This window comes from Sphingobium trunci (genome assembly GCF_022664535.1).
Lineage (GTDB): Bacteria > Pseudomonadota > Alphaproteobacteria > Sphingomonadales > Sphingomonadaceae > Sphingobium.
Window position 1 is genome coordinate 42140 of sequence record NZ_JAKUJY010000013.1, and the last position, 26395, is coordinate 68534.

General features: G+C 65.3%; 17 protein-coding genes and 1 tRNA gene. 6 read left to right on the plus strand and 12 right to left on the minus strand.

The annotated features are described in order from the left end of the window. Positions 1-55: 55 nt before the first annotated feature. From MJ601_RS12830 to MJ601_RS12850, 5 genes are all read right to left on the minus strand, one after another. Entirely contained in the window at positions 56-847 is a 792-nt protein-coding gene (locus tag MJ601_RS12830) for a TorF family putative porin (protein WP_242126998.1), read from the minus strand. 258 nt (positions 848-1105) lie between these two features. After that, positions 1106-2362, minus strand: a complete 1257-nt coding sequence (locus tag MJ601_RS12835) for a mechanosensitive ion channel family protein (protein ID WP_242126999.1) — start codon at positions 2360-2362, stop codon at positions 1106-1108. Next, a complete protein-coding gene (gene metC, locus MJ601_RS12840; protein WP_242127000.1) occupies positions 2359-3579 on the minus strand; it encodes a cystathionine beta-lyase in 1221 nt (406 codons plus the stop codon). The genes MJ601_RS12835 and metC overlap by 4 nt, the downstream gene beginning before the upstream one ends. Further along, positions 3576-4421, minus strand: coding sequence for a 3-mercaptopyruvate sulfurtransferase (gene sseA / locus MJ601_RS12845; protein ID WP_242127002.1), 846 nt, complete (start codon positions 4419-4421; stop codon positions 3576-3578). Before sseA ends, metC begins: the two co-directional genes overlap by 4 nt. A gap of 62 nt (positions 4422-4483) precedes the next feature. Then, positions 4484-5689 carry a hypothetical protein gene (locus MJ601_RS12850; RefSeq protein WP_242127004.1) on the minus strand — a complete coding sequence of 402 codons (1206 nt, stop codon included), beginning with the start codon at positions 5687-5689 and terminating at the stop codon, positions 4484-4486. Positions 5690-5791: 102 nt separating this feature from the next. Between MJ601_RS12850 and queF the strand changes: the two genes are divergently transcribed. Together queF and MJ601_RS12860 are read left to right on the plus strand one after the other, a co-directional pair. Next, a complete protein-coding gene (gene queF, locus MJ601_RS12855; protein ID WP_242127006.1) occupies positions 5792-6250 on the plus strand; it encodes a preQ(1) synthase in 459 nt (152 codons plus the stop codon). Between the two features lie 208 nt (positions 6251-6458). Then, a complete protein-coding gene (locus MJ601_RS12860) occupies positions 6459-9107 on the plus strand; it encodes a M1 family metallopeptidase (RefSeq protein ID WP_242127008.1) in 2649 nt (882 codons plus the stop codon). A 104-nt stretch (positions 9108-9211) separates the two neighbouring features. Here the strand turns inward: MJ601_RS12860 and MJ601_RS12865 are convergent, their stop codons facing one another. Beyond that, on the minus strand, positions 9212-10297 hold the full coding sequence (locus MJ601_RS12865) for a phytase (protein WP_242127109.1): 1086 nt from the start codon (positions 10295-10297) through the stop codon (positions 9212-9214). A gap of 235 nt (positions 10298-10532) precedes the next feature. Here MJ601_RS12865 and MJ601_RS12870 point away from each other — a divergent pair, with 235 nt between their 5' ends. Continuing rightward, entirely contained in the window at positions 10533-13325 is a 2793-nt protein-coding gene (locus MJ601_RS12870; RefSeq protein ID WP_242127010.1) for a TonB-dependent receptor, read from the plus strand. Between the two features lie 58 nt (positions 13326-13383). Here MJ601_RS12870 and MJ601_RS12875 read toward each other — a convergent pair whose 3' ends face one another. The 3 genes from MJ601_RS12875 to hspQ all read right to left on the minus strand — a co-directional run bounded on the left by MJ601_RS12875 (position 13384) and on the right by hspQ (position 16555). Further along, positions 13384-15321, minus strand: a complete 1938-nt coding sequence (locus MJ601_RS12875; RefSeq protein WP_245405782.1) for an OPT family oligopeptide transporter — start codon at positions 15319-15321, stop codon at positions 13384-13386. Between the two features lie 120 nt (positions 15322-15441). Then, positions 15442-16227, minus strand: a complete 786-nt coding sequence (locus MJ601_RS12880; RefSeq protein ID WP_242127014.1) for a GDSL-type esterase/lipase family protein — start codon at positions 16225-16227, stop codon at positions 15442-15444. Further along, positions 16184-16555 (minus strand): heat shock protein HspQ, encoded by a 372-nt coding sequence (hspQ, locus tag MJ601_RS12885; RefSeq protein ID WP_242127016.1) that lies wholly within the window; start codon positions 16553-16555, stop codon positions 16184-16186. The genes MJ601_RS12880 and hspQ overlap by 44 nt, the downstream gene beginning before the upstream one ends. Positions 16556-16677: 122 nt before the next feature. Between hspQ and MJ601_RS12890 the strand changes: the two genes are divergently transcribed. From MJ601_RS12890 to MJ601_RS12900, 3 genes are all read left to right on the plus strand, one after another. Then, positions 16678-16767 (plus strand) — tRNA-Ser (locus MJ601_RS12890). A gap of 202 nt (positions 16768-16969) precedes the next feature. Continuing rightward, entirely contained in the window at positions 16970-17548 is a 579-nt protein-coding gene (locus MJ601_RS12895) for a tyrosine-type recombinase/integrase (protein ID WP_242127018.1), read from the plus strand. 419 nt (positions 17549-17967) lie between these two features. After that, the gene (locus MJ601_RS12900) at positions 17968-23649 is read left to right on the plus strand and encodes a hypothetical protein (protein WP_242127020.1); all 5682 of its coding nucleotides are present in this window, start codon (positions 17968-17970) and stop codon (positions 23647-23649) included. A 256-nt stretch (positions 23650-23905) separates the two neighbouring features. On the opposite strand, the gene MJ601_RS12905 is transcribed toward MJ601_RS12900, so the two are convergent. Genes MJ601_RS12905 through MJ601_RS12915 form a run of 3 tightly spaced genes read right to left on the minus strand, consistent with a single transcriptional unit; the run spans position 23906 to position 26267 of the window. Next, entirely contained in the window at positions 23906-25153 is a 1248-nt protein-coding gene (locus MJ601_RS12905) for an MgtC/SapB family protein (RefSeq protein WP_242127022.1), read from the minus strand. Beyond that, entirely contained in the window at positions 25146-25625 is a 480-nt protein-coding gene (locus MJ601_RS12910; protein ID WP_242127024.1) for a helix-turn-helix transcriptional regulator, read from the minus strand. Before MJ601_RS12910 ends, MJ601_RS12905 begins: the two co-directional genes overlap by 8 nt. A gap of 51 nt (positions 25626-25676) precedes the next feature. Then, a complete protein-coding gene (locus MJ601_RS12915) occupies positions 25677-26267 on the minus strand; it encodes a cytochrome b/b6 domain-containing protein (protein ID WP_242127026.1) in 591 nt (196 codons plus the stop codon). Between the last annotated feature and the right edge of the window lie 128 nt (positions 26268-26395).

The following is a 26395-nucleotide window of genomic DNA, read 5'->3' on the forward strand; positions in this document are numbered from 1 at the left end:
TGAAAAAGGCCGCGATCCGTGCGGATCGCGGCCCCTTCATGACAATGTCAGGCGATCAGAAGGACGCGGTGATCGAACCGACGACGCCCCCCTTCGACAGGTTGCGCGTGGTGCGCGCCGTGCCGTCCGCCGAGACATAGGAGGCGATGAAATTCTTGTTCGTGTCCACATAGCTGACGCCGAAGGTCAGATGGCTCCAGGTATAGGTGGCGCCGATGTTCCAGTCGGTGTAGCTCTTCGTGCCGAAGGTCAGATAGCTGGGACCGAAGTCGTGGCCCAGATGGGCGGACACGCCCAGCGGGGTCTTGGGGATGCTGGCCGACAGATCGCCTGCCAGATAGACATTGTCCTCACGCGGAGCGCTGCCCGAGAAGGACAGGGCGTGCTGCTTGGGCGCATAGTTGACCGTCACCTTGGCGGTCGCCGGGCCGAACGTGCCCTTGACCGAGGCATAGGGCTCGAAGAAGTCGGTGTTCGCGCCGTGCGAACCGGGATAATAGTAATAGAGCACGCCGCCATCGAAGGTGATGCCGCTAACGGTCTTCGAATAGCCCGCGATCAGATCGAGTTCCTGATCGCCGCCATTGGCGACATAATCGTCGATCGACGAACCCCAGGTCGAGACATAGAAGCCCGACGAATGGGTCACGGTGATGCCGCCCTGCAGCGCGACGCGCTTGTCGGTCTGCGAAATGCCGCGGAAGCGATAGTCGGTGACGACGGCCGCGTTGCCGGTGACGGTCAGATCGGGAGTGGCGGCAGCGTCCTGGGCGAGGGCCGGTGCCGATACGGCAGCCAGGGCGCCGACGAGCATGGAGGCCGAGAGGCCGAGAATGGACTTACGCATTTTAGGTTTCCCCTTGATGTTGTTCTGCGATCGTCCCGCCTGCGTCATGGTCCCCGATCTCTATCGCCCTGCAAGGGATGGATGGGATTGCCTCAACGAAGGAAGGGATGCCTTTCCCCGTTGCGGCGCACAAGATTTTATTGCCAGCGCGTGTAGATTGCTTCGCTGATGTTGCTGGCCTGCAACAAATTCAGGCATGAATATGGCGCGCAATCAGCCCCGGCGCTCCATTTTTGTCATAATTGAGGCAAGGAACGGCTATTGCCGTAGCGTATGTTCGCGCGGCGCATGAATGACGCGCTGCGGATAGGGAATAGTGATTCCGTTTTCGCGGAACAGCAGCCAGAGGCGGTTGAGAACGTCGGACTTCACATTGCCCACCCCGCCCTCCGGGTCGCTGATCCACACCAATATGTCATGTTCGACGCGGTTCTCGCCAAAGGCGGTCAGCCAGACATTGGGCTTGGGATTGCGCAGCACGCGGGGGCTTTCCTGCGCGGCGCGCAGCATCAGTTCCTGCGCCAGCGCCAAGTCGCTGTCGAAGCTGATGCCGACGGGAATGCGGACGCGGACATTGCGGTCGGAATAGGACCAGTTCTCCACCTCCTGCGTCATCAGATTCTCGTTCGGGATCAGATGTTCCTTGCCGTCGCGGGTGATGACGCTGACCGCGCGCACGCCGATCTTGTTCACCCAGCCGAAGCTGTCGCCCACGACGATGACGTCGCCCGGCTTGATCGACCGGTCCATCAGCAGGATGATCCCGGCGATCAGATTGCCGAACGTCTTTTGCAGGCCGAAGCCGACCGCCAGGCCCAGCGCGCCGGAAAAGACGGTGAAGGCGGTCAGGTCGATACCGAGCAGGTCGACGCCGATGAAGAAGGCGGCGACGACGATCGCGATGCCGGCCAGCTTCTGCGCCAGCAGCTTCTGCGTGGCGTCCAGGCCATGGGCGCGGGTGATGCTGCGCCCGACGATGCGGTTGGCAAGGCGCACCATGGCGAAGAGCGCGACGCCGATCGCGGCCATGCTGACCAGGCCGAGCAGGGTGACGCGCCGCTTGCCGAGGCCGATGCCCACCCCGTCGAGCATGTCGGCCACCGGGGCGAAGCCGCCGCTGCTGCCCGACAGCACCATCACGAACAGCAGCAGGGCGATGGGCAGTACCGCCAGGCGCGGAATGGCAAGGCTGCGCAACAGGTGGATGGCCAGCAGCGACAGCGACAGGGCCAGCGCCGCGCTCAGGATCAGATGCGCGAAATCGGCCATGGGCCGGAAGGCGACGGCGAGGGCCATCAGCAAGGCCGCGATCGCATGACGCAGGATCGGCCGCATATGGCCCGCCAGCGCCTCGCCCAGTGCACGGCACCGATGGCGCAGGCGCGGCGAGGCGAAACGGGCGATGGCGCCTGCGACGAGATAGAGGGTGACGGCCAGTGCCAGCGCGATCAGCGGATGAACGATGGCGGGATCGCCCGGCAGGCGCGACAGCAGGTCGGTGACGCCTGGCGTCATCCGCGCGCGGCCCGGAAGCGGGCGAGGCCCGCGTCGAGATCGGCGATCAGGTCGTCCGGGTCCTCCAACCCGATCTGGAGACGGACGGCCGGACCTTCGGCCTGCCACACTGTCGCGCTGCGGTAGCGGGCCGGATCGACCGGCAGCGCAAGGCTTTCGAAACCGCCCCAGCTATAGCCGATGCCGAAATGGGCGAGACCGTCGATCAGCGCGGCGCGCGATTGTTCGTCGCCGCCCTGGAGGATGAAGCTGAACAGCCCGCTGGAGCCGGTGAAGTCGCGTTGCCACAGATGATGGCCGGGGCAGGAGGGCAGGGCGGGGTGAAGGACGCGGGCGACATCGGGTTGATCGGCCAGCCATGCGGCGATGCGGAGCGCGCTTGCCTGATGCTGGTTCAGGCGGACGCCCAGCGTGCGCAGGCCGCGCGCGGCCAGCCAGGCGTCGTCCGGGCTGGTCATCTGGCCGAACAGATAGGCGGCCTGCCGGATTTTCGGGAAGAAGGCGGGGGTGGCCGTCACCGATCCCATCATCACGTCGCTGTGCCCGACGATATATTTGGTGCAGGCGAGGATGGAAATGTCGACATCATGCGCCAGCGCCCGGAAGAAAAAGGGCGTGGCCCAGGTGTTGTCGATCAGCGTGGCGATGCCCCTATCCCGCGCGATCGCGGTGATGGCGGGGACGTCCTGAACCTCGAAGGTCAGGCTGCCGGGGCTTTCCATGAAGATGGCGCGGGTGTTGGGGGTGATGAGGTCCGCTATCCCGGCGCCGACGGTTGGGTCGTAATAGCGGGTTTCGATGCCGAGCGGGCGCAGCATCTGCTCGCAGAAATTGCGCGTGGGGTCATAGGCGCTGTCCACCATCAGCAACTGGTCGCCGGGCTTCAGCACCGCCATCAGCGCGCAGGCGATGGCGGCGACGCCCGACGGGTAGAGCATGGTGCCCTCCGCGCCCGGCTCCATTTCGGTGAGCGCGTCGGCGAGGCTCCAGCTCGTCGGCGTGCCCTTGCGGCCGTAGAAGAGCCGTTCATGGGTGCTGTTGCGGGCGGCGCCGCGCAGATGCGTGACATCATCGTAGAGGATGGTCGAGGCGCGCCAGACCGGGGGATTGACGATGCCGCCGGGCTGGCCGGGCATGCCGGTCCATTCCGGCTTGCGGCCCGCCTGCGCCAGTTGGGTAAGGGGCTTGCGGTCCTTCTTGTCGGAATGGTCGGTCATGCCGCGCCGGTCGCCTTGGGCGTGGCGGGGTCGAGGCCCCATTCGGACCAGCTGCCGTCATAGAGGGTGACGTCGGTCTTGCCGAGCAGTTCGAGACCCGCGAGCAGGATCGCCGCCGTCACGCCGCTGCCGCAACTGGTGATGACCGGCCGGCTGAAATCGGTGCCCGCGTCGAGGAAGAGGCGGCGGAGGTCGTCGCCCTGCTTCATGCCATTGTCGGCGTTGAAGAAGGAAGAGGAGGGGATGTTGCGGCTGCCCGGAATATGGCCGGACGCCATGCCGGGGCGCGGCTCCTTTTCCTCGCCGGTGAAGCGGGCGGCGCCCCTGGCGTCGAGCACCTGTTCGGTGCCCCTTTCCAGATTGGCGAGCAGATCCTCTTTGGTGCGGACCTGGCCGGGGGCGCGGCGGGCAATGGCGTCGCCACGGCCGGGCGCGGGTATGCCGCTTTCCGTGGGGCGGCCCTCCGCCAGCCATTTGGGGAGGCCGCCGTCGAGGATGGCGGCGCCTTTTCCCACGCCATAGAGGCGCATCATCCACCAGCCGCGCGCGGCGCTGTGGGTGGGGCTGTTGTCATAGACGATGATGCGGCTGTCGGCGTTCACCCCAAGCTGCTGGCAGCGCTCGGTCATGAAGGCGTCGGTGGGCAGCATGCCGGGGCGCGGATCGTCCGGATCGGCCAGCGTCGGCAGGTCGAGAAAGGCGGCGCCGGGGATGTGGGCGGCCTCGAACTCTGCCTTCGGGTCGCGCGGGGTGCCGGGGAGAAAGAGGCTGGCGTCGAGGATGCGCAGGTCGGGCTTGCCCAGCTCTGCCGCGAGCCAGTCGGTTGAAACCAATATGTTCATGCGCCTCTTTCCCTTTGTGCCGGCGTTCTTTCTAGGAGCGCCGGACGCGGGTGGGAAGAGGTTTAGCTGGCCAGCGAGAGCGCGGTCGCGCGGCTGCCGGGGGTGCGGTACTGGCGCGGGCCAAGGTCGAGGCGGAAGGGCGAAAGGCGATCGGCCGGGGGCGTCTGCTCCTCGCCGATGATGAAGACGCGGCCGGTGCGGCCGGTGCCCTGCGTCCCGCCCGCCTCGTCGGTCCAGCGATATTGCGCGTCGAACGCGATGAGCGGGATCAGCAGGGCGCGCTGGCCCATGGGGATCGCCGCGATCTGCTGCGCGTCGAGGCGCAGTTCGCCGCTCAATATCTGGGTTTCGCCGGGGGCGATGGCGACGGCGGAGTGGACCGGCAGGCCGGTTTCCCCGGCGAAGAAATGCTCGAACAGCGCCTGCTGCTGGGCGTCGGCGTTGGCGATCAGGCTGCGGATGAGGATGTCCCCGGCCGGGCGGGTGCCGCGATTATGCACCCTGAGCGTATAGCCGATGGTCGCGCCCATCAGCGTCAGGCGGGCGGCCTGTACCTCCATGGCAAGATCGAGCCAGGGGCGGTCCGTGGCCGGTTGTACCGGTTCTGGCCTGGGCGCGGGAGGGACCGGCGCGGGGGTCGGCTGGGGGCGCGGGGCCGGAGATGGTTTCGGCGCGGCTTGGGGAGCGGCCTCATAGGCCGGTTCCTCATATTCTTCCGGCTTGCGGCGGCGGAACCAGAGGAAGGTGCCGACCAGTGCGGCGGCAGCGGCGGCGGCAATCCATGGCCAGCGGGAGGCGGATTCTTCGGCGGGTGCCAGCGGGACGGTTTCGGGCGCGGCGGGCGCGGCGGCATTTTCCGCGGGAGGAAGCGCCTGGTTTTCGACAGGCGCGGGGGCGGTTTCGCCCGGCGCTGGGGCTAGGGGTGGCGTCTCGCTCTTCGGGAGGGGGCGCTCCTGGGACGCGCCGGCTGTTCCTGCCGGTGCGGGGCGGCGTTGCGGCTGCTGCGGCGCGGGCTGCGGCGCCGGGGTGGCGGTGGGCTGGCTGGCGGGCGGCGGCACCTGGATCGTCGGCAGCACGACCGGCGGCGGAACGGCCGTGGCGGGCGCCCCCCGGAAGATGTCAAGCTCCGGGCCTTGCCTGTTCGTGTCGGTCTGCGGCTTGTGCTGGGGCAGGTTGAACACCGGCTCCGCGCCGTTTTCCTGCTGGGCGAGGACGGGCGTGGCCAGCAGCAGCGGCGCGGCGAACAGGAACGAAAAGCGAGACCCCATGAAGTGCAGCCAAGGCATGGCGCCTGTTGAACCTCCAATGAACGAAAGGCAAGAGGGGCGGGGCGATGACATATGGCGTGCAATCGCGTAGATGGCCTGCCCATGACTGACATGCCGACTCCGCTTCATCTGGGGCAGACCAGTGCCCTGCCCACGCGTCCCGAAGAGGCCGTGCTGGACTATGTGCCCAATCCCCGGCCGGGCAAGCCCTATCTGGTGCGCTTCACCGCGCCGGAATTCACCTCTCTCTGTCCGGTGACCGGGCAGCCCGACTTCGCGCATATGGTGATCGACTATGCGCCCGCCGCGACGATCGTCGAATCCAAGTCGCTGAAGCTGTTTCTGGGTTCGTTCCGCAACCATGCGGCTTTCCATGAGGACTGCACGGTCGGGATCGGCGAGCGGCTGTTCACCGAGATGCAGCCGCTCTGGCTGCGCATCGGCGGCTATTGGTATCCGCGCGGGGGGATACCCATCGATGTGTTCTGGCAATCGGGCGAGCCGCCCGCCGGGCTGTGGCTGCCCGCGCAGGACGTGCCGGGCTATCGCGGGCGGGGATAAGGCACCCTGCGCCCCCGCATCGCCATCCCGGTCTTGGCCGGGATGACGGCAGCGCTCTGTTTGACAAACGAACAATGATGTTCGACCAACGACATGCACGGCGGGACGCCCCGCTTGACCGGTGGAACGAAAGGGGCGATCCCCCTGTCATCCCGGCGCGAGGACTTGATCCCCGGCGCCGTTCCAACGTGTCGGAGTTGCGAACCTCATGCCCTTTTCGAAAATCTTGCCCCTGATGCTGGCGGCCGCGCCCATTGCCATGGCCATGCCCGCGCTGGCGCAGACGGCGGCGCCCGCCGGTCCCGCGGCCGGTGTCACCACCCAGTTGCCGCGTGGCGCCGCGCCCAGCCATTATGCGATCCAGATCACCCCGGATGCCGCAAACCTGAAGTTCAGCGGCAAGGCGGCGATCGACGTCACCGTGGCGCAGGCGATGCCCGCGCTGGTGCTGAATGCCGCCGATCTGACGGTGAGTTCGGTCACTCTGACGCCCGCCAGGGGCAAGGCGGTGAAGGGAACCGCCAAGGTCGATGCGGACGCGCAGACCGTGACCTTCGATTTCGGCAAGCCCATCCAGCCGGGCAGCTATACGCTCGCCGTCGACTATGCGGGCGTCATCAACACGCAGGCGAACGGACTGTTCGCGCTCGACTATACCGACAATGACGGCAAGGCGAAGCGCGCCCTCTTCACCCAGTTCGAGGCCCCGGACGCCCGCCGCTTCGTGCCGAGCTTCGACGAGCCGAGCTACAAGGCGACCTTCGACCTCAGCGCGGTGGTGCCTGCCGATCAACTCGCCGTCAGCAACATGCCGGTCAAGAGCAGCGCCGACGCCGGGTCGGCCAAGAAGCTGGTGACCTTCGGCACCAGCCCGAAAATGTCGTCCTACCTGCTGTTCTTCGGCCTGGGCGAGCTGGAGCGTGCGACCAAGATGTCGGGCGCCACCGAGGTCGGGGTGATCACCGGCAAGGGCAATACCGGCAAGGCGCAGCTTGCGCTCGATGCGTCGGCGGCGATCCTGCCCTATTATAACGACTATTTCGGCGTGCCCTTCCCGCTGCCCAAGCTCGACAACGTCGCCGGTCCGGGGCAGAGCCAGTTCTTCTCCGCCATGGAGAATTGGGGCGCGATCTTCACCTTCGAGCGCGCGCTGCTGGTCGATCCGCGCTTCACCTCCGAAAGCACGCGGCGGGTGATCTACTCCATCGTCGCGCATGAAATGGCGCACCAGTGGTTCGGCGACCTGGTCACCATGGCCTGGTGGGATGACCTCTGGCTGAACGAGGGTTTCGCAAGCTGGATGGCGACCAAGGTCACCGACAAGCTCAATCCGGAATGGGAAATGCTGCTGTCCCGCGTCAATGGCCGCGAGCGGGCGATGAGCCTGGATTCGCTGGCGACGACGCACCCGATCCTGCAGAAGATCCACACCGTCGACGAGGTGAACCAAGCATTCGACGACATCACCTATGAAAAGGGTGAGGCGGTCATCACCATGCTGGAGGGCTTTGCCGGAGAGGATGCGTGGCGGTCGGGCATCCGCGCCTATATGAAGAGCCATGCCTATGGCAACACCGTGACCGACGATCTGTGGAAGGCGGTCGAGGGCGCGGGCGCCAAGGGCGTGGTCGGCATCGCGCATGACTTCACCAGCCAGCCGGGCATTCCGCTCGTCAAGGTGGAGAGCGCCCAATGCCAGGGCGGTTCGACCCTGCTGTCGCTGTCGCAGGGCGAGTTCAGCCGCGACCGGAAGGACAAGACGCCGCTCAAATGGAATGTGCCGGTGATGGCGCAGACCATCGGCGGCGCGCCGCAACGGCTGATCCTGAACGGCACGGCGCAGGTCACGCTGCCGGGCTGCGGCGCCTATGTCATCAATGCGGGCCAGACCGGCTATTACCGCTCGCTCTATCCTCAGGCGAACGTCAAGGCGCTGGCCAGGGACTTCACCAAATTGCCGTCCATGGACCAGATCGGCCTGCTGGCGGACAATTTCCAACTGGGTCTGGGCGGCTATCAGCCCATGGGGCTGGCGCTCGACCTGGTGGACGCGGTGCCAGCGAACGCCAGCCCGGCCGTACTGGCCGAAGTGCCGGGCTATCTCGACAGCGCGCACACCATGCTGGAAAGCGACAAGGCGGCGCAGGCGCGGGTCGCGGCCTATGCCTCGAAGAAGCTGAGCCCGGTGCTGGCGGGCGTGGGTTTCGACGCCAAGCCGGGTGAAGGCCCGCAGATTCCGGTGCTGCGCTCCAGCCTCGTCTCGATACTGGGCGGCATGGGCGACAAGGCCGTGGTGGCGGAGGCGAACAGGCGCTTTGCCGCGCTGGCGGGCAATCCGGCGGCGCTAGACGGGCCGCTGCGCAACGCCTGGCTGCGGATCATCGCGGAAAATGCCGATGCCGCGACCTGGGAGAAGCTGCGCGCCATGGCCAATGGGGCGAAGTCCGACCTGGAAAAGAGCACGACCTTCGCGTTGCTGGGCGCCGCCAAGGACGAGAAGCTGGCGGCCAAGGCGCTGGACCTCGCCATGACCGACGAGCCGGGCAAGACCACCAGCGCGGCGATCATCTCCGCCGTGGGATCGGAACATCCGATGCTGGCGGTGGACTATGTGCTGGCGCACCGCGCGCAATATGAGGCGATGATCGACGTGTCGGCGCGGTCGCAGGCGATTGCGCGGCTGGGCGGCAATTCGGCCGATCCGGCGATGGTGACGAAGCTGGACGCCTATGCGACCCAGTATCTGACGCCGGAATCGCGCAAGGTGGTGGACCGCTCCATCGCCGCGATCAAGACGCGGATCGAGACGCGCGCCCGGCTGAAGCCCGCGCTGATCGAGTGGTTCTCCAAGAAGTGATGGAAAGAGGGCGGTGGAGCGATCCGCCGCCCTTCATCCTGCGATCCCTGGGCATCGGATCGCCGCTCTCATTCTTTTGTTTTGCGCGATTTCCTGACCAGTGATCAATTTCGATCGCTTGGAAATCGCTCCAGCGCCCTGGCGATGTCGTCCCACGCCACCAGCTTGAAATTCTGGGCCGCCATGGCGTTATGCCCGTCCTGCGCCACGAACAGCCCGCCCGGATAGTCCGGCCCGAAATCGCCCAGCATCAGATCGATGCCGTCGGTCTCCTCCGACCCGCCGATCGCGCCGTCCACCACGCGGAAGCGGCCGGCATAGCTGTCGTCGCTCATCCGATAGACGGCATAGCCATTGTCGCCCTGGCTGGACACAAGGACATAGCCATCCCTTTCCCCGATCGGCGCGATGGCGACGCCCTCCGCATCGGCGACCAAGTTCCTGCCATCGACGGCAGCGATCCTGGTGGGCGTCGTCGAGCCGGTCGCGCGGGCGTCGAAGCGCCAGAGACCAACATCCTCCTCCGCCACATAGAGGATACCGGTACGGTCATCCACGGCGCAGCCTTCCGACTGGGTGCCAAGCTTCATGCGGCGCACGATATGGCCCGCGGGTGTGGCCCCGGACGCGTCGAGCGCGACCTGGTTCACCGTGCCGTCCTTCAGGACGATGAAGGCATAGGTCGTGGCGGCGTCCCGATACAGGCAGACGCCATAGGCCTCGCCCCGGCCGCCATCGACCTTGCCCAGCGCGGTCAGCTTCGCGCTGGCCGGGTCGAGACGGAAGAGGGCGAGCTTCGCCCCGGCCACATCGTTGCGATCGCTGGCGACCACCAATATGCCGCTCCGGCCGTTGATGGCCACGCCATCGCGCAGGTCGACATTGTTCACCCGCCCCGCGTCGAGAAAATCGCGGGTCCTGCCGTCCAGGCCATAGACATACAGCCCGGCCTTCTTGTCCGTGCCCACGATCAGGCTTTGCGCGGGGTCGGCAGCGTTGCGCCAGATCGCGGGATCATCCGCCGCGTCGGCATTGGCGGTGCCGACCGGCGCGGTTTCCCCGCGCGCCGTCACGGAGACGGCGGGGGCGGCGTTGGCGATGCGGACCGCGACGGGAGGTTCCCTCCCGCCCGTCGCGCAGGCTGTCAGGGCCAGAAGGGGAAGGGCACAGAGCAGCGCCCTTTGTTCCATCCAATGCCATGCTGCCGGTCTGTCGGTCATTCTGCTTCTTCCCCTGTTGCGAAGCGGCCCTGCTGGCGGGGCGGCATGACGATTTCATGACGGGCGGAATGATGACGGCACTGTCACAAAGCCACCTATCCATGACATGAAACTGCAATGCGTCGGTCACGGCACTGTAAGCCCGCGCCCCTAACGCCCCTCCATCCTTCGCATGCAAGGTGCGAAGGACAACAGGGGAACATCGATGACCAACATTTCCGTGCGGCGTCACCGCCGCCGTCTGGCCTTGTGCCTGCTTGCCACCACCGCGCCCGCCGAGATCGGCACGGCCTTCGCCCAGACCCCCGCCGTCGAGGATGAAGGCGGCCAGATCGTCGTCACCGGCACGCGGCCGATCGCCGAATCCGAGGCGGCGGCGCTGGAGATCCAGAAGAATTCGGACTCGCTGGTGACGGTCGCCGCATCGGACTCGGTCGGCCGCCTGCCCGACCAGAATATCGCCCAGGCCGCCAGCCGTCTGCCCGGCATCAGCGTCGAGCGCGACCAGGGACAGGCGCGCTACATCAACCTGCGCGGATCGCCCAAGACCTGGACTACCCTGTCCTTCGACGGCATCAATGTGGTCAGCCCGGAGGGGCGCGACGCGCGCTTCGATTCCATCCCGTCGGCCATTGCGGGCCAGATCATCGTGTCGAAGGCGGTGACGCCGGACATGCCGGGCGAAACCGTGGCGGGCAATGTCAATGTCATCACCCGTTCGGCCTTCGATTATGGCGGGTTCCACATGGCGGGCAAGGCCGGCACCGGCGTCGCCGAACTGGGCGACCGCCGCGAATATGAGGCCGCCGGCGTGCTGTCCGACCGTTTCAAAGTGGGCGCGGGCGAGATCGGCGTGCTGCTGTCGGGCAGCTATTATGAACGCAACATGGTCACCGACAATTTCGAGAATGACTATGAGCGGGTGTCGCAGGACCAGCGCCCCGGCAACGCCACCCGTTTCTGGGTGGCGGAGGCCGAGAACAAGCTCTACCGCCTGACGCGCAAGAACTGGTCGGTGTCGGGCCGCATCGACTGGAAGCCGGACGCGGACAACAGCATCTCGCTGCGGTCGGTCTACACCATCTTCACCGATGACGAGGCGCGCGACAATTACCGCTTCGACCTGGACGACCGCCAGTCGGACCTTTCCAGCAGCAGCGCCGCCTGCCCGACCACGGTGAACAGGACGCCCGCCACCACCGGCTATGCGGATGTGTGCATCGGCAACACGCCGCAAAAGGGCACCATCTACGGCATCGACATTCGCCAGCGGTCGACGCTGCGCGCCTATCGCCAGTCGGTCTTCACAAACAGCATCGCGGGCGATCATGCATTCGGCGACGGCTGGAAGCTGAGCTGGGTCGGCAACTATACCCAATCCCGGGACGACCGTTCGGTGGTCGGCGAGGCAAGCTGGGACAGCCCGAGCACGCGCACCCTGCGCCCGACGGTCGGTTATGATTTTTCCGACCCCAATCTTTCGCGCCTGACGCTCTATCGCACGCTCCAGCTGAGCGGCCCGACCCGCTATCAGGCAGGGGCGGCGGTGACGGCGATCGACAGCTTCACCAAGCCCTTGTCCTCCTTCACCGTACTGGACGCGGTGGACACAACGAAGGCCTATACGGGCAAGCTAGTGGTGTCGCGCGAAACCGGATTCCTGGGCGGCGATGCGACCTTCAAGGCGGGTTTCCAATATGACCGCCGTACCAAGATCGCGGACGAGAAGAACATCGTCCTGAACACGGCCAGCCAGTTCGCCACCATCGGCATCCCGACCGACTATAACCGATTCTCGCTCGACCAGGCCTTTCTGGGCCAGATTCCGATGGGCTACACCTTCCGCTATTTCGATATCAACAAGATGCGGGCGGCTTCGCAGGCGGCGCAGGCCAACTATGCCTTCACGCCGGTGACCGACAACAACTATAATGTGCGCGAGCAAGTGTTCGCCGGTTTCCTGATGGGAACGGTGAAATATGACTGGGGTTCGGTCATCGGCGGCGCCCGCGTCGAGCATATCAGGAATCGGGGCATTGCCGTGGCGACGGTTGGCTCCGCCACCGGACCCGTGGCGGCAGAGGCGGAGCAGACGCTGTTCTTCCCCAGCCTGCACCTCAACTATGATGTCGACGATAGCAAGAAGCTGCGCCTGTCGTTCAACACCGGCGCGGCCCGCGCGGATTATGATCAACTGCGCCCCAATGTCGTCGTCAGCGACACCAACCAGACGATTTCGGGCGGCAACCCGTCGGTGAAGCCGGAGCGCGCCTATGGCGTCGACGGCTATTTCGAATGGTATCTGCGGCCGCAGGGCTATCTGATGATCGGCGCCTTCTACAAGCGGATCGAGGATGTGCTCTATCGCCAGACCCGCACCTTCGGTTCGGATGCGCTCAACAGCGATGGGATCGACCGGTCGAGCTATGCCTATACCGGCATTACCAACGGCGGAAACGGCCGCATCTTCGGCATGGAGGCCGCGGCGCAACTGCAGCTGGAACCCTGGACCGAGAGCCTGGGCCTGCCCGGCTGGATGGGCGGGTTCGGCGTGTCGGCGAACCTGACGCTCAACGACAGCAAGGTGACCAAGCCCGCCATCGGCGCGATCCCGGCGCGCAAGGTGCGGCTGCCCGGCACGTCGGACCTCGTCTACAATATCGGCGGCTATTATGAGAAATATGGCCTGTCGCTGCGCCTGCAATATCAGCGCCGCAGCGCCTGGCTGGACGGCATTGCCGACGATCTGACGGATGGCGGCGACACTTATTGGGCGGCGGATGACGAACTGGATTTCTCCGCGCGGATCGCGATCAACAGGAATTTCGAAATCTATTTCGATGCTTCGAACCTGCTGAACCAGCCGGGCCGCCGCTATTCCGATCCGGCGAGCCTGCTGACCGCGACCGGCATCCCGACCAGGGCCGGCAGCGCCCAGACCATGGAATGGGAACGCTTCGGCCGCCGCTATACGGGCGGTGTCCGCTTCAACTTCTGATTGGGTGACGGAAGGGGAGGGGGCGGGGGACCGGCAAGTCCCCCGCCCCCTTTCCATGTCAGGCGAGCGGCGCGGAGGCCCAGCGCTTCAACCGCGCGTAGAGCGCGGCGATGACCGCGGCGAAGGCGATCACCGAGAGGATGGTCGCCCAGGGATTTTCCCCCACCAGCGCCAGCGGCGCGTCGCTGTCGGTCGCGGCGACGATGCCTGCAAAGGCGACGCCGAACAGGCTTTCGCCGACGATGAAGCCGGTCGCCATCAGCACGCCCATGCGCTCGGCAAATTCGGGGTTGGACTGGCGCAGCGACCAGCGGTTGTAGAAATGGCCGATCACCGCGCCGACCGGGATCAGCAGGGTGAGCGCCATCGGCAGGTAGATGCCCATGCCGACGGCCAGCGGGGGCAGGCGCAGCTTGCCTGCCTTGCCCAGAGCCTCGTCGATGGCGACGATGACGACGCCGATCCCCGCGCCCAGGCCGATGAGGTTCCAGTCGAGATCGCCGCCCAGCACGCCCTTCGCCAGTGCGGAGATCAGTGCGGCCTGCGGGGCGGGGAGGGCGCTGGCCTTGGCGCCTGGCGCGCCCGCAAAACCGAAGGCGCTGTTCAGCAGGTCCAGCACCGGCGGGATCACCAGCGCGCCGAAGATCACGCCCAGGACCAAAGCGATCTGCTGCTTCCACGGCGTCGCGCCGACGAGCTGGCCGGTCTTCAGGTCCTGGAGATTGTCGTTCGAGATGGTCGCGACGCCGAAGACGATGGCGGTCACGAACAGGGCATAGGCGATGAGGGCCTGTGATTGTTTTGGGTCGCCGCCCGACCCGTAGATCGCCGCCAGGATCAGCGAGGCGCCCAGCACGGCCAGGATGCCGACGCCGGAAATCGGACTGTTCGATGCGCCGATCAGGCCCGCCATATAACCGCAGACCGAGGCGATGACGATGCCCGCGACGAGGATATAGGCCAGCGTCAGGACGATGATAGGCACCGGATTGGCGGCGATCGGCCCGCCCTGCGCAAAGACCCAGAGCAGGATGGCGATGGGGATGAGCGAGGCCAGGATGGTGCCGCCGACGATGCCGATCGGCAGGTCGCGCTCGGTCAGTTCCAGCAGGCTGCCGTCGCCTGCCTTGCGGACCCTGGCGGCGGCTATGGCGGACCGAATGCCGCCGACGATCGGCCCCAATATCTTGAGCAGGGTCCAGATCGCCGCCACGCCGATGGTGCCCGCGCCGATGAAGCGGGCCTTCATGCGGAAGGTGGTGCCGACGATCTCCGACAGGTCCGCGCCGGAGGGGAGCGGGGCGGTGAGATAAGGGACAAGGCCGACCCAGCTGATGAGCAGGCCGACGAACATGGCGACGCCCACCGACAGGCCGACCAGATGGCCGACGCCGATCAGCGCCATGGAAAAGCTGGTCGAGACGCTGGAGGCGCCCGCGCCGAATTTGAAGAAGGTGGCGGCTTCCTCCGCGATCAGCCTCGTCTTGGCGAGGATCGAGAAGGCGGCCGCCGTCACCGAACTGGCGACGATGGCGGCAAGACCGCGCTTATTCTCTTCAAGCCCTTCGCGCGAGCCGGCGCCGACCTTCAGCACTTCGGCGGCGGCGACCCCCTCCGGATAGGGCAGGTCCGATCCGGTGACGAGCGCGCGGCGCAGCGGCACGGAATACATGACGCCCAATATGCCGCCGAGCGCGATGGTGAAGGCGGACAGCCAATAGGGAAAGCCCTGCCACCAGCCGATGATGACCAGCCCCGGCAGCACGAAGATGATCGCCGAGAGCGTGCCCGCCGCCGAAGCGATGGTCTGGACGATGTTGTTTTCCAGGATCGTGCCGGTGGCGAACAGCCGCAGCACCGCCATGGAAATGACGGCGGCGGGGATGGAGGTGGCGAAGGTCAGGCCGATCTTCAGCCCCAGATAGACGTTCGCCGCCGTGAACAGCAAGGTGATGAGCGCGCCCAATATGACGCCGCGAAGCGTCAGCTCCGCCATGGGGGCCGCCTTGGCCGAATCACTTGTCACTTATCTGTCCCCTTGCCTGCGGCTATTTTATCAATGTCCGGTAATAATGTTGCTTGGGCTTGGATCAATCGGAAAGTGCGTGAGGCGCCCTCAGGAGGGGGAGGCAGGCTTGAGGTCGGCGGCGACGGCCGCGTCCAGCCAGGCGTCGACCAGCCGGGTCCAGAGCGTGTAGCCGCGCGGGTTCATGTGCAGCCCGTCGGGCCGGAACAGCGACGCATCGGGCAGGCCGTCCGCCGCCAGCAACACCCGGCCGACATCCAGATAATCGAAACCCGTCACCCGCGATCGTGCCGCCACCGTCATGTTGACGGCCGCCATTTTCGGCCAGAGCGTCCAGCGGATCGGGCTGGGTTTCAGCGAGAGATAGGCGATATGCGCCTTGGGATAGTCGGTGCGGAGCTGCTTGAGCAGGGAGAGGATGTTGGTGGCCACTTCTCCTGGCGTGGCACCCCCCGCCAGATCATTCTCGCCGACATAGACCAGGATTGAGCGGGGTTTCGCCTTGGGCAGCAGGCGCTTGTAATAATGCAGCACATCGGGCGTGGTGGCGCCGCCAAAGCCGCGATTGACCGTTCCCATGTCCGGAAAGCTGCCGGGAATATCCCATAGCCGGATGCTGGAGCTGCCCAGGAACAGCGTGGCGTCAGCGATCGCCGGTCCGCTCTCGTTGGCCTTGGCAAAGGCCTCGATCTCGCGGGAGAAGGGGAAGGCCGGGTCGGCATTCACCTTGATCGCGGCTGGCGTCGGGGGCGCTGCCGCCTGCAGAGCGCCCGCGGGCGCGAGCAACAGGGCGGCCGCCAAGGGGCAGGCCCGACGGCGCCCCCGTCCAGCCCTAGTGCCGGTGGAGCGGGCGCAGCTGATATTTGCTGTCTGCATAGGTGCCGAACATGCCGGATATGGCGGGATGGTCGACAGGTTCCTCACTGTCGTCCGCGATCAGATTCTGCTGGCTGACATAGGCGACATAGCTGCTTTCGCCATTCTCGGCGAGCAGATGGTAAAAGGGTTGATGCTTGTCCGGCCGCAGCTCCTCCGGGATGGACTGATACCATTCCTCGGTGTTGGCGAAGACCGGATCGATATCGAAGACCACGCCGCGAAAGCCGAAGCGGCGATGCTGCACCACGTCGCCGATGCTGAAGCGCGCATGGACGATGGGCGGCGCGATGATATCCTGTCCGAAAATCTGAATCATGTCGTTCATACGCTGCAATTTAGGATGCTTGAGGCCGGAGACAAGAAAAATGCTTCGCGCCGCTTGGCAAGGGATAAATCATTCGCTAATGGCCGCCGCTCGACCGGGACGGCACGCGCCGGACCTTCTGCGGAGAGGTGGCAGAGTGGTCGAATGCACCGCACTCGAAATGCGGCGTGCCCGCGAGGGTACCGAGGGTTCGAATCCCTCCCTCTCCGCCACCACCCTGTCCTTTCACCTCCGTTCCGAATCATTAAAGCCGAGCTTTTCTGCGGCTTTCAGCGTGATTCGCAACCACGTTCATCCCTGCCGGTCCACCGGTGACCGATTGGAAATGTGGGAAAGAATGTGGGAGATTTGGTGGCATGGGAAAGCTCTCCGCTACCGCTGTGAAGGCAGCAACACGCCCCGGGAGGCTCGGTGATGGCGATGGCCTGTTCCTTGTGGTCCAGCCCGGCGGCGGCAAGAGTTGGGTCTACCCGGGTGCAGAAGAATGGCAATCGGCGCGACTTTGGTCTGGGCAGTGCGTCCAAAGTCTCGCTGGCGACAGCCCGGGAGCGGGCGCGAGAAATCCGCACTTGGGTCGAGCTTGGGCTCGATCCGATCTTCGAACGGCGCAAGGCCAAGGGAATTCCTACCTTCCGGCGGGCTGCGGCCTGGGTGATCGCAGCTCACAGCAAGACATGGCGCAACGAGAAGCATGAGAAGCAATGGCTCCAGACGCTCGATGCCTACATGTTCCCGCATATAGGCCATGTCCAGGTCCATGAGATCACTGGCCCGATGATCCGCAATCTGCTCTCCGACATCTGGCTTGCCAAGCCGGAGACGGCGCGGCGGGTCCGTCAGCGGATCGGCACCGTACTCGATTGGGCCTATGCCTCGGGTTACCGCGAAAGCGAGGCGCCGATGCGGGCGATCATCAAGGGGCTCCTCGCCAACCCAAGAATGAGGGGCATTTTGCGGCCATGCCCTATGCCAAGGTGCCGGCCTTCATGGTAAAGCTGGCCGAGCGGGAATCCTTCAGCCGCCCGGCTCTTCGCTTTGCCATCCTGACCGCCGTGCGATCGGGTGAGGTGCGCGGAGCAAATTACGCGTCTTAAAGAGACGCCGCTAATTTCATGCGAGGTTCGCGCAACGCCTACTATGATGGCTCATCCGCATGCCCACCCGCACAATTGCAAGCTATTGCTACGTTTGAGGAACTTCTGAGTCAGGCACTCAGTAACACAGATATCCGCATGGGATCGCTTGGGGTCACTGGAACGTTGAAGGCGGACCCGCCCCTGAGCCTCTCGGATGCTTCCCAACTCTATAGAAATTCTGTCATCCCTTTGGATTTACTGGACATTACCCCTCTATTTTCGGCAAGGTGGAAATACGGCGGCTAAACAGCCGCTACATACAGGGGTATTATTACAATGATCGACCGACAAACGGCGCAGGTGCGTCGCTGGTCCTTTGTGCTCGGTTCGAGCCTCGCTGCCATGGCCGCTGCATCGGCAACACCGGCTTGGGCGCAGTGCAGCCCAGATCCGACGGTAGCCGACAGCATCACCAACTGCACCGGCACGGATGGCGACGGTCTGCGCGTCACCACGGACGGCAGCACGGTGGAGGTCGCGCCCTCGGCCAGCGTTTCCGGCGCCGGCGCTGCGGCGATCACCGTGGACATCGCCCCGGTTTCCGGCAGCTACTACGCCCGCAAAGCCACGATCACCGTGGGCGGCAATGTGGACGGTGGCACGCAGAGCGGGATTTCGGTCCTGTCCGGATCGGTGCCGGTGAACAGCTACGACTATTACGGCACCAAGGCTCAGGTGACGGTGGAGGCAGGCGCCACGGTGACCGGCGCCACCGGTATCACCGCCGGTCCTTCGACTACGACCAGCTATGCGCCTACTCTCGTCAGCGTCACTAATGCCGGCACGATCTCGGGAACGAACGGCGTCGCTCTGCGTGCCACCGATCCGGCACGCGCCGCTTTCGATGTCATCGAGAACCAGCAAGGCGGCACGATCGGTGCCATCGTCGGCACGATCGGCACGTTGAACAACGCAGGCGTGATCGACGGAGGAGCATTTAGCGCCATCGACCAGACCACCACTTATAACAACAATCCCTATCCCACGGGTTGGACCAACAGCGGCACGATCCGCTCCACCTCCACGGCATCGACGATCGCCAATCTGTCCACGCCGTTCAATCCGCTGACCAACAGCGGTACCATCGCCAACGCCGGAACCGGCACCGCTATTCAGAGCACCGGCGCGCTGGAGATCGACAACCTTGCCGGAGGAACCATCTCCACCGCAGGCAGCACGGCGATTTCGGCAGGATCCCTGACGCTAACCAACAGCGGCAAGATCACCGGCGATATCGCGACCCAGCCTGCCTACGGCTATTATACCTACAGCGTGATCGATTCCACGAAGGGCACGATCGAGGGGGACGTCTCGCTCGGCAGTGGTAACGATCTCGTCTATGGTCGCTACGATGGCACCGAGACGCTGGTGACCGGGATCACCGGCACGCTGGACCCCGGCCTTGGCACCAATTCCCTCGTCCTGGCGGTCGATGCGGACCTGACCGTCTCCAGCGCGATCACGCTGCCTACCGGCTTCCAATATCTGCGCCTTGCTCCTGGCGAGGGCGCCTCGCTCACGCTGGCCGATGGCTTCATCGCTCCCGGCACGATCGAGATGGATGGCAACGGCACGATCGTGAACGAAGCGGCAATCACGACGCAGGGTCAGGCCTTCGTCGCGCCCTATTACGTGCCTGGCCATCCCAACCTCACCAACACCGGTTCCATCGATGCGACCGTGTCCTCGGGCTATTATCCTTACGCCATCGACATGGGATTTTACGGCACGCTGACCAACAGCGGCACGATCACGTCCAGCGGCAACGGCGTGAACACCGACGGCGACGTCATCAATTCCGGCACGATCACCGCCACCGGCACGGCGCTTTCGATGTTCGGCGAAGGGCTGACCAACAGCGGCACGATCCGCTCGACCGGCGGAATCGGCGTCGATCTGCACGGCAACACATACTACATCGCCACCAACAGCGGCACGATCGAAGGTGCGACTTACGGCGCCGTGATTGGCTATGTCCTGAACAACAGCGGCACCATCTCCACCAGCGACACCGGCACCGCAGTAGGTCTCGGCAATTACGGCGTGATCAACAATCTGGCGGGCGGGGTGATCGAAGGCGGCGCCTGGGCGATTACCGGAAAGGATCCTTACGGGTCGACCAGCACGTACAATGCCAAGGTCTTCAATGCGGGCACGATCAACGGAGACGTGACCTTCGTCTCTCCGCGCGACAGCAGCTATTACAGCAACAGCAACACTTACGTCGCGCTCACCGGCGGCGTCCTCGACGGCAATCTGACGCTGGGCAAGGGCGATACGCTGGTGACCGACCTGGTCAATACCGGCCCAGGCCAGTTCGCGGGCATCAACGGCACGGTCACCACCACCGGTGGCTTGCTGCGCTACCGCGCCTCGGGCGAGGCGAGCGCGGTAATCGGCGCCGTCGGCCCCTTCGCCACGACCGGATACGAACTGGTCGACGGTGCGAAGCTGACACTGACCGCAGACGCGCTGCAGACCCTGCCGCTGATCCTTGCCGGTACCGGTACGGTGGATCTGACCGCCAATATCCAGACCACCAATCAGACCGCCTTGAGCGTGGTTTGGGCGGCGAGGCCCGATAACTCGACGCTCGTTAATCCGGACTCACTGACGGTCGTCAACCACGGCACGATTTCGGGAACGATCAACGACTACTGGGGCGGCGGCTTCGGGGTCGTCAGCCTCACCACGAACGACACGCTGCAGAACGACGGCACGATCAACGCCGCCTTCACCGCGACCAACGGCGGAACCTCGTACAATGCCGCCGTCACTTACGGCAGCACGCTGGTCAACAACGGACGTATCACGCTGGATGGCAGCTATGGCGCATACAACGTCCGTACCGTGGTGAACACTGGCACGATCGAGCAGACCGGGCCAGGCGCTTCCTACGGCATTTATAACGCCTACAGCGTGACCAATAGCGGCACAATCCAGACCGCGAACAGCGCGATCTGGGGCAATTATGGGGCCACGGTCGTCAATTCCGGCACGATCGCCAGCACTGCAGGCACCGCGATCACATCGGCCACGCAAGTCACCAATCTGGCCGGCGGCACGATCTCGGGCGGCGCCGGGACAGCGATCTCCATGAGCGGCGGATCGGTAAGCAACGCGGGCCTCATCCTCGGCAATGTCAACCTCGGCTACTGGGGCGGCTACGGCAGCGCCTATTATGCCAATGGCGGAACGTTGATCGGCGACCTGACGCTGGGCAGCGGCAACGACCTGTTCCTCCAGAGCGGAACCGACGCCGGCGTAAGCGGCACGATCGACGCGGGCCTTGGGCGTGACACATATGGCATCGCACTGACCAACAGCGGCTCGGTTGCCGTCGGCGCCGCGCCCGGCTCCGGCTTCGAAGACGCCATGGTTGCGGCGCTGGGAGTCGATACGGTGGCCACGGTCACCGGCCTTGATGCCATGTTCACCGATCTGCACGCCGCCGGCGACGGCACCGTCGTCAACGCGATGGACCTTTCCGGTGCGCTGGTCCTGGGCAGCGATGCCTATACCGGACAGGCCTATATCCTGGGCCAAACGCTCGGCACGCTCGTCAACGACGGGTCCGTGGCGGGCGGCGTGCGCGGTTCCGTGGCCCATCTGGTCAACACCGGCACGATCGGCTCGGCAGAGCTGGCCGATACTCCCCTCATGGTCTGGAACTGGGGCAATATTGCCTTCGAGAACAGCGGCACCGTAACGGCCAGCCAAACCGAAGGTGCCTTCTCGTCGCTGACCGGCTACGCCATCGACGTCGCGAATTCCGGTACGATCGCAGGCGGCCTGCAAGCCTATGCCGCGGCCTCTCAGGAAGGCACGCCGGGCACTATCAGCGTGACTAACAGCGGCACCATCGCCAATGAAGGTGCCGGCGCGGCCCTGCAAATGCTGGGGGGATCGACCGATGCCAGCGTGCCCGCCGATCTGGCGCTCACCAACAGCGGCACCATCAGCGCGCACGGAGAGGGCGCGGTCGCGGTCGGCGTCGGCCTTGCCGTTCCCGGCTACGGCTTCACCTCCGCTCCGCCGCAAGGCGCGGTAACCGCCACGATCGTCAACGCGGAAGGCGCGACGATCACGGCTTCGGGCACGGACGCCATTGCGATTCAGTCGCGGGGCACCACGTTCAACCTCGAAAACCACGGCCGCATCGAGGCAAGCGGCGAGGGTGCTCTGGCCATTCTGGCCGCCGATGCCTTCCCCGCCGTGCTGCGCAACACGGGCACGATCGTGGGCGGCGTGATGTTGAGCGGCGGTGACGACCAGCTCCGCCTCTCGGACGGCACTTTCGTTGGCGCGGTCTATGGCGGCGAGGGTAGCGACAGCATCGAGATCGCCGGCGGCCAGGCTGCATTCTCGACGGTCTCCGACGTCGAAACCCTGCGCATGAGCGCCGGCCTCGCCACCGTAAGCGGCAGCGCCGCGTTCGACAGCATGGCGCTCACCGGCGGACGCGTAATCGGGCTTGCTGGCTCGACGATCACGGCCCCGACGATCACCGTGGGGCGGGGGGCAACCTTCGGTTCCGCGGGCACCGTCAACGGCGATATCGCCGTCGCCGGCACGCTCAGCCCCGGCGCCTCGCCCGGCACGATGACGGTCAACGGAAATGTCACGCTGGCCGGTACTTCGGTCTCGATCTTCGAGATCACGCCCACGGTGTCCGACAAGCTAATCGTCAATGGCAATCTCACGATAGCCTCGGGCGCCACGCTGCAGATCGACGCCAGCGGCATCGTGAACGCCGGCCAGTCACTCGACCTGATCGACGCGGACAGCATCACCGGGAGCTTCACCAACATCGTTCGCTCGGGCTCGCTTTTCGGCGTTCTCGTCCAGGACGGCGACACGGTTTCGCTGCTGGGCGAGTTCATGAACGACACGTCCTTCACGCCGCAGGTTCAGGGCGCGATCGACTATGTGAACGGCCTGATGACCAGCGGCAGGGCTTCGGCCGCGTTCATGGCAGCGGTTCCGGAACTGGCGGCCAGTTCCAGTACCGCCAACCAGACCGCTTTCGCGCAGCTGACACCGGAGGCCTATGCCTCCGCCGGCCAGATCGCCGTGGAGCACGGGCTGGAACTGGCCGATGTCGGCCGCAGCGATGCCTTTGCCCCCCGCCGCGAGACGCCCGGAGGCTTCACCTTTGCAAGCGCGCTCGGCAATACGCGCACGCTTGAAGGCGGCGCACAAGGCGCGGCGCGCGCGCGGATCAACGGTTACGGTTTCCTCGGCGGGATTGGCTGGGGCAGCAGCGACTGGTCGATCGGCGGCTTCGTCGGCTATCTCAACGGCCGGCAGACGCTGTCCTCGCTGGGCGCCCGCACCGGATTCGAAGGCGTGATCGCAGGCGTCCATGGGCGCTGGAGCAACGGCAGGCTCGGCATCAAGGCGACAGTGGCCTACGACGGTGGCAATGCCGATACCCGGCGCAACCTGCTCGGCGCTTCGGCGAAGGGTTCGTATGACCTGACGGGTTGGACCGGCGATCTCAGCCTTACCTACGCGATGCCCCTCAGTCGTGGCTGGACGGTGCAACCGGCTGTCGGTTTGACCGCAATCCGCACGATCCGCGACCAGGTGGCGGAAGGCGGTGACAGCCCCTACGTCCTCGAAGTGGCACGTGAACGCGACCACACGGTCTTCGTCGACGGTGGCCTTACGTTCAAGGGCGGCATGCAGGACGGCGCAGCGATGCGTCCCTACCTCACGGTCGGAATGCGCTATCAGGTGGAGGGCCGCGCTCCCTTCGCGCTTGCCGCTCTTGGCGGTGGGGACCTCGGCCTTGCGGCGACCGGCGCCTCGCGCGCTTCCGTCCTCGCCACGGCGACGATGGGGACGGATGTTGTCGTCTCCTCAAGCCTGACGTTGTTCGGCTCACTGAGCGGTGAAGCCGGTGATGCGGATAGACGCGCCAGCGCGCGCGTGGGCCTGCTTCTGGCATTCTGAAAATGACGCAGCCGGGTCCGATTTTCGTCAGACCCGGGTGCGTGGGGAATCGTGCCGCAAGGCGTGCAAAGCACGCCATTGCGGGCGATGCCAACGAGGAATCGAGGCGCCGGATGAAAGTCAGTAGCGTCAATGCCTTGTGGAACATTACGCATCTCGTCTACGACGGCGGCACAGCTGCACGATAACGCTTTGCCCGGCGATTGTGAACACTGGGCGACGGCGCGGTTTTCCCACTGGCGCGGGGGGTCAGGCTTTAAGGGACCTGCAAAGCCACAAGCCCTATGAGCCATGATGCCATGATAATGGCGGCCTGCGCCGGAATGACCCGTGCAGCAAACGCTTTTGTGCCTGCGGTGGCGGAAAACAGCATCTTCGCTATCGTGCTGGTGGTACAGGCGATCAGGACCGGTACGATAGCCTCGGCGGGTGTGATCGTTCGCTCGCTCACCAGCGTGGCGATAGAAATGACCGCGGCGTGAACATCGAGCACGCCACCGATGGCCGCCGCCGCGGCCATCCCCATTGTACCGAACCACGCCTGCATCGCGGCCACCAGGATCAGCATAACAGCCAACATCGCGGCAAACACCAGCGCGATCATGACATTGAAAGTGCGACTGAACTTGGGCGGCTCTGAGGATGTCTCGCGCCATGCCGCCGCAATGAACCAGCTGCCGGATAAAGCAGCAGCCAGCGCGGCGGCGGCTACCGGTGCGGCCGTCGCCAGAAAAGCGCTGTGATCGGTGACCTCGATAACGACCGCCATTTGCACATAATTGGCCACCGTTGAGAGCACCGCCGCCGCAACCCCCGCCGAGAGAGAGGCGGGATTGGCGCGCACCCACGCCCCCATCGCGCCAATCGTTGCCGAGCTGGAGATAAAGCCCGACACCAGCCCCAGCATCGGCACACCCAATCGCGCGCCAAGCAGCCGCGTGGCCAGTTGCCCCACCGCATTAATGCCCAAGATCATGATCACCACCAGCCAGATGGCGTGGGGATTGAGTGCGGCAAACGGCCCCATGGGGCGATCGGGAAGCATGGGCAAGATGATCAGCGTCGCGCCTGCAATCAGCAGTATATCGGCCACCTCCGTCGCTGTAACCATCTGCCCCACAAAACGGTGCAGCGGTTCGCGGGCGGCCAGAATGATCGTGATGAGCACCGCCGATGCGCCGGCAAGATCGGGCGCGCTGACCGACAGGGCACCCAGCAGCGTGGTGGCGATCAGCGTGATTTCCGTGGTGATGCCGGGGTCGCCCGAAGCGCGGCGTTGCCAATTGCTGAAGAGCGCAAGTGCGGTGATGCAGGCGAGGATAAGGCCGCTCATCCAGGCCCACGGCGTCAGCGCGCTGACGCTACCCAGCAGGCTGGCGATAGTGAAGGAGCGCAGCCCCGCAGAGGCCGGGCGCTCGGCCTTGCGCCGCTCCCGCTCCGCACCGATCAGCAGGCCGATGCCCAGCGCAATCAGCAGATGATGCATCAGCGCGATATCAGCCATGGGCAGCATCCTCACCAAGCGTGGTGGCTGGGTCGATCAACTCCTCCATGAACAGCGCGATCAGGCCAGTCTGGGATGTGGTGCCTGCCTTGGCGTAGATCCGCGTCAGTTGCGCCCGGATGGTTCCCTGTGCCGATCCCCGCAAGGCGGCGATCTCGGCCACATCCAGCCCCTTGATGGCGAACAGTGCCACATCGGCTTCGGCAGCGGTCAACCGCCATTCGGCAAACCGCGCGCGGATCAACGCCCCCATCGCCCCGCGCGCGGCGGTGATCAGGGCCTGATCTTGCCGCGCTCGTTCAATCAGGGATCGGACATGGATGGCTCCCACCATCACGCCAGCGGCCAGCGCCAGCGTGGCACCCAATTCGATCGACAGGTGCCAGCCCAGCCCCGCATCGGCAATGTCACCCGCCACATCGAGCGTGAAGAACATCGCCGCCAGCATTTGGCAGCCCAGCACCAGCGTCAAGATCAGAGCTTTGCGTTCCAGAGATCGGGTAGCAGGTAGCACGGTATCGGTTTACCGCCGACCGGGTAACATGGCCAGCACCAGACCACGCCCAGAACGCCGCGTTTCAAAGATGACCCCGCCCAGATGCAACACGATCAGCACGTAGAGCAGGTTGACGGCAGCCTCGTGCGTTTCGCCTAGCGGGTTTTCCTCGCCTTCGCGCTCTTCGCCCTCATGCGGAGCGGCCTGTTCCACGCCATGATGCTCATGTGTCACCGCCTTGGACGGCAGGCCCGCCATGGCGATGCCACTGGCAACAATGATGCTGAGCGTGCCCCAGATGGCATAAACCATCAGCGCGCCCAGCGGGTTGTGCGAGGGCTGATCGTGGGCCTGCCCGGACTTGATCGCGCGAATATGGGCCATTGCCCGAGGTAAGCTGGGGGGAAAGGCCGAAAAGCGTGCTTCGCGTGGTCCAACAATCCCCCACAGCAGGCGCAGCGCCAGCATTCCGGCCAGGGCATAGCCAACCCAGATATGCGGCCACGAGCCACTTTCGGTGAAAACGCCATTTGCGAGCATCGCCACAACGATGCTCCAGTGCGTCAGTTTGACCACCGGATCCCAGTTGCGCGGCGGTTTGGTAGGGGTAATCGTCATGTGGCTGCTCCTGAACGGGGGCGAATGACCACCGCCATGAACCACTCTCGCCCGGAAGCACCATTGCAGCTGCGCTTATTGAGGGCGCGTAAGCACTTGCTTATCCATCCGCGAATGACCAGTTTCGG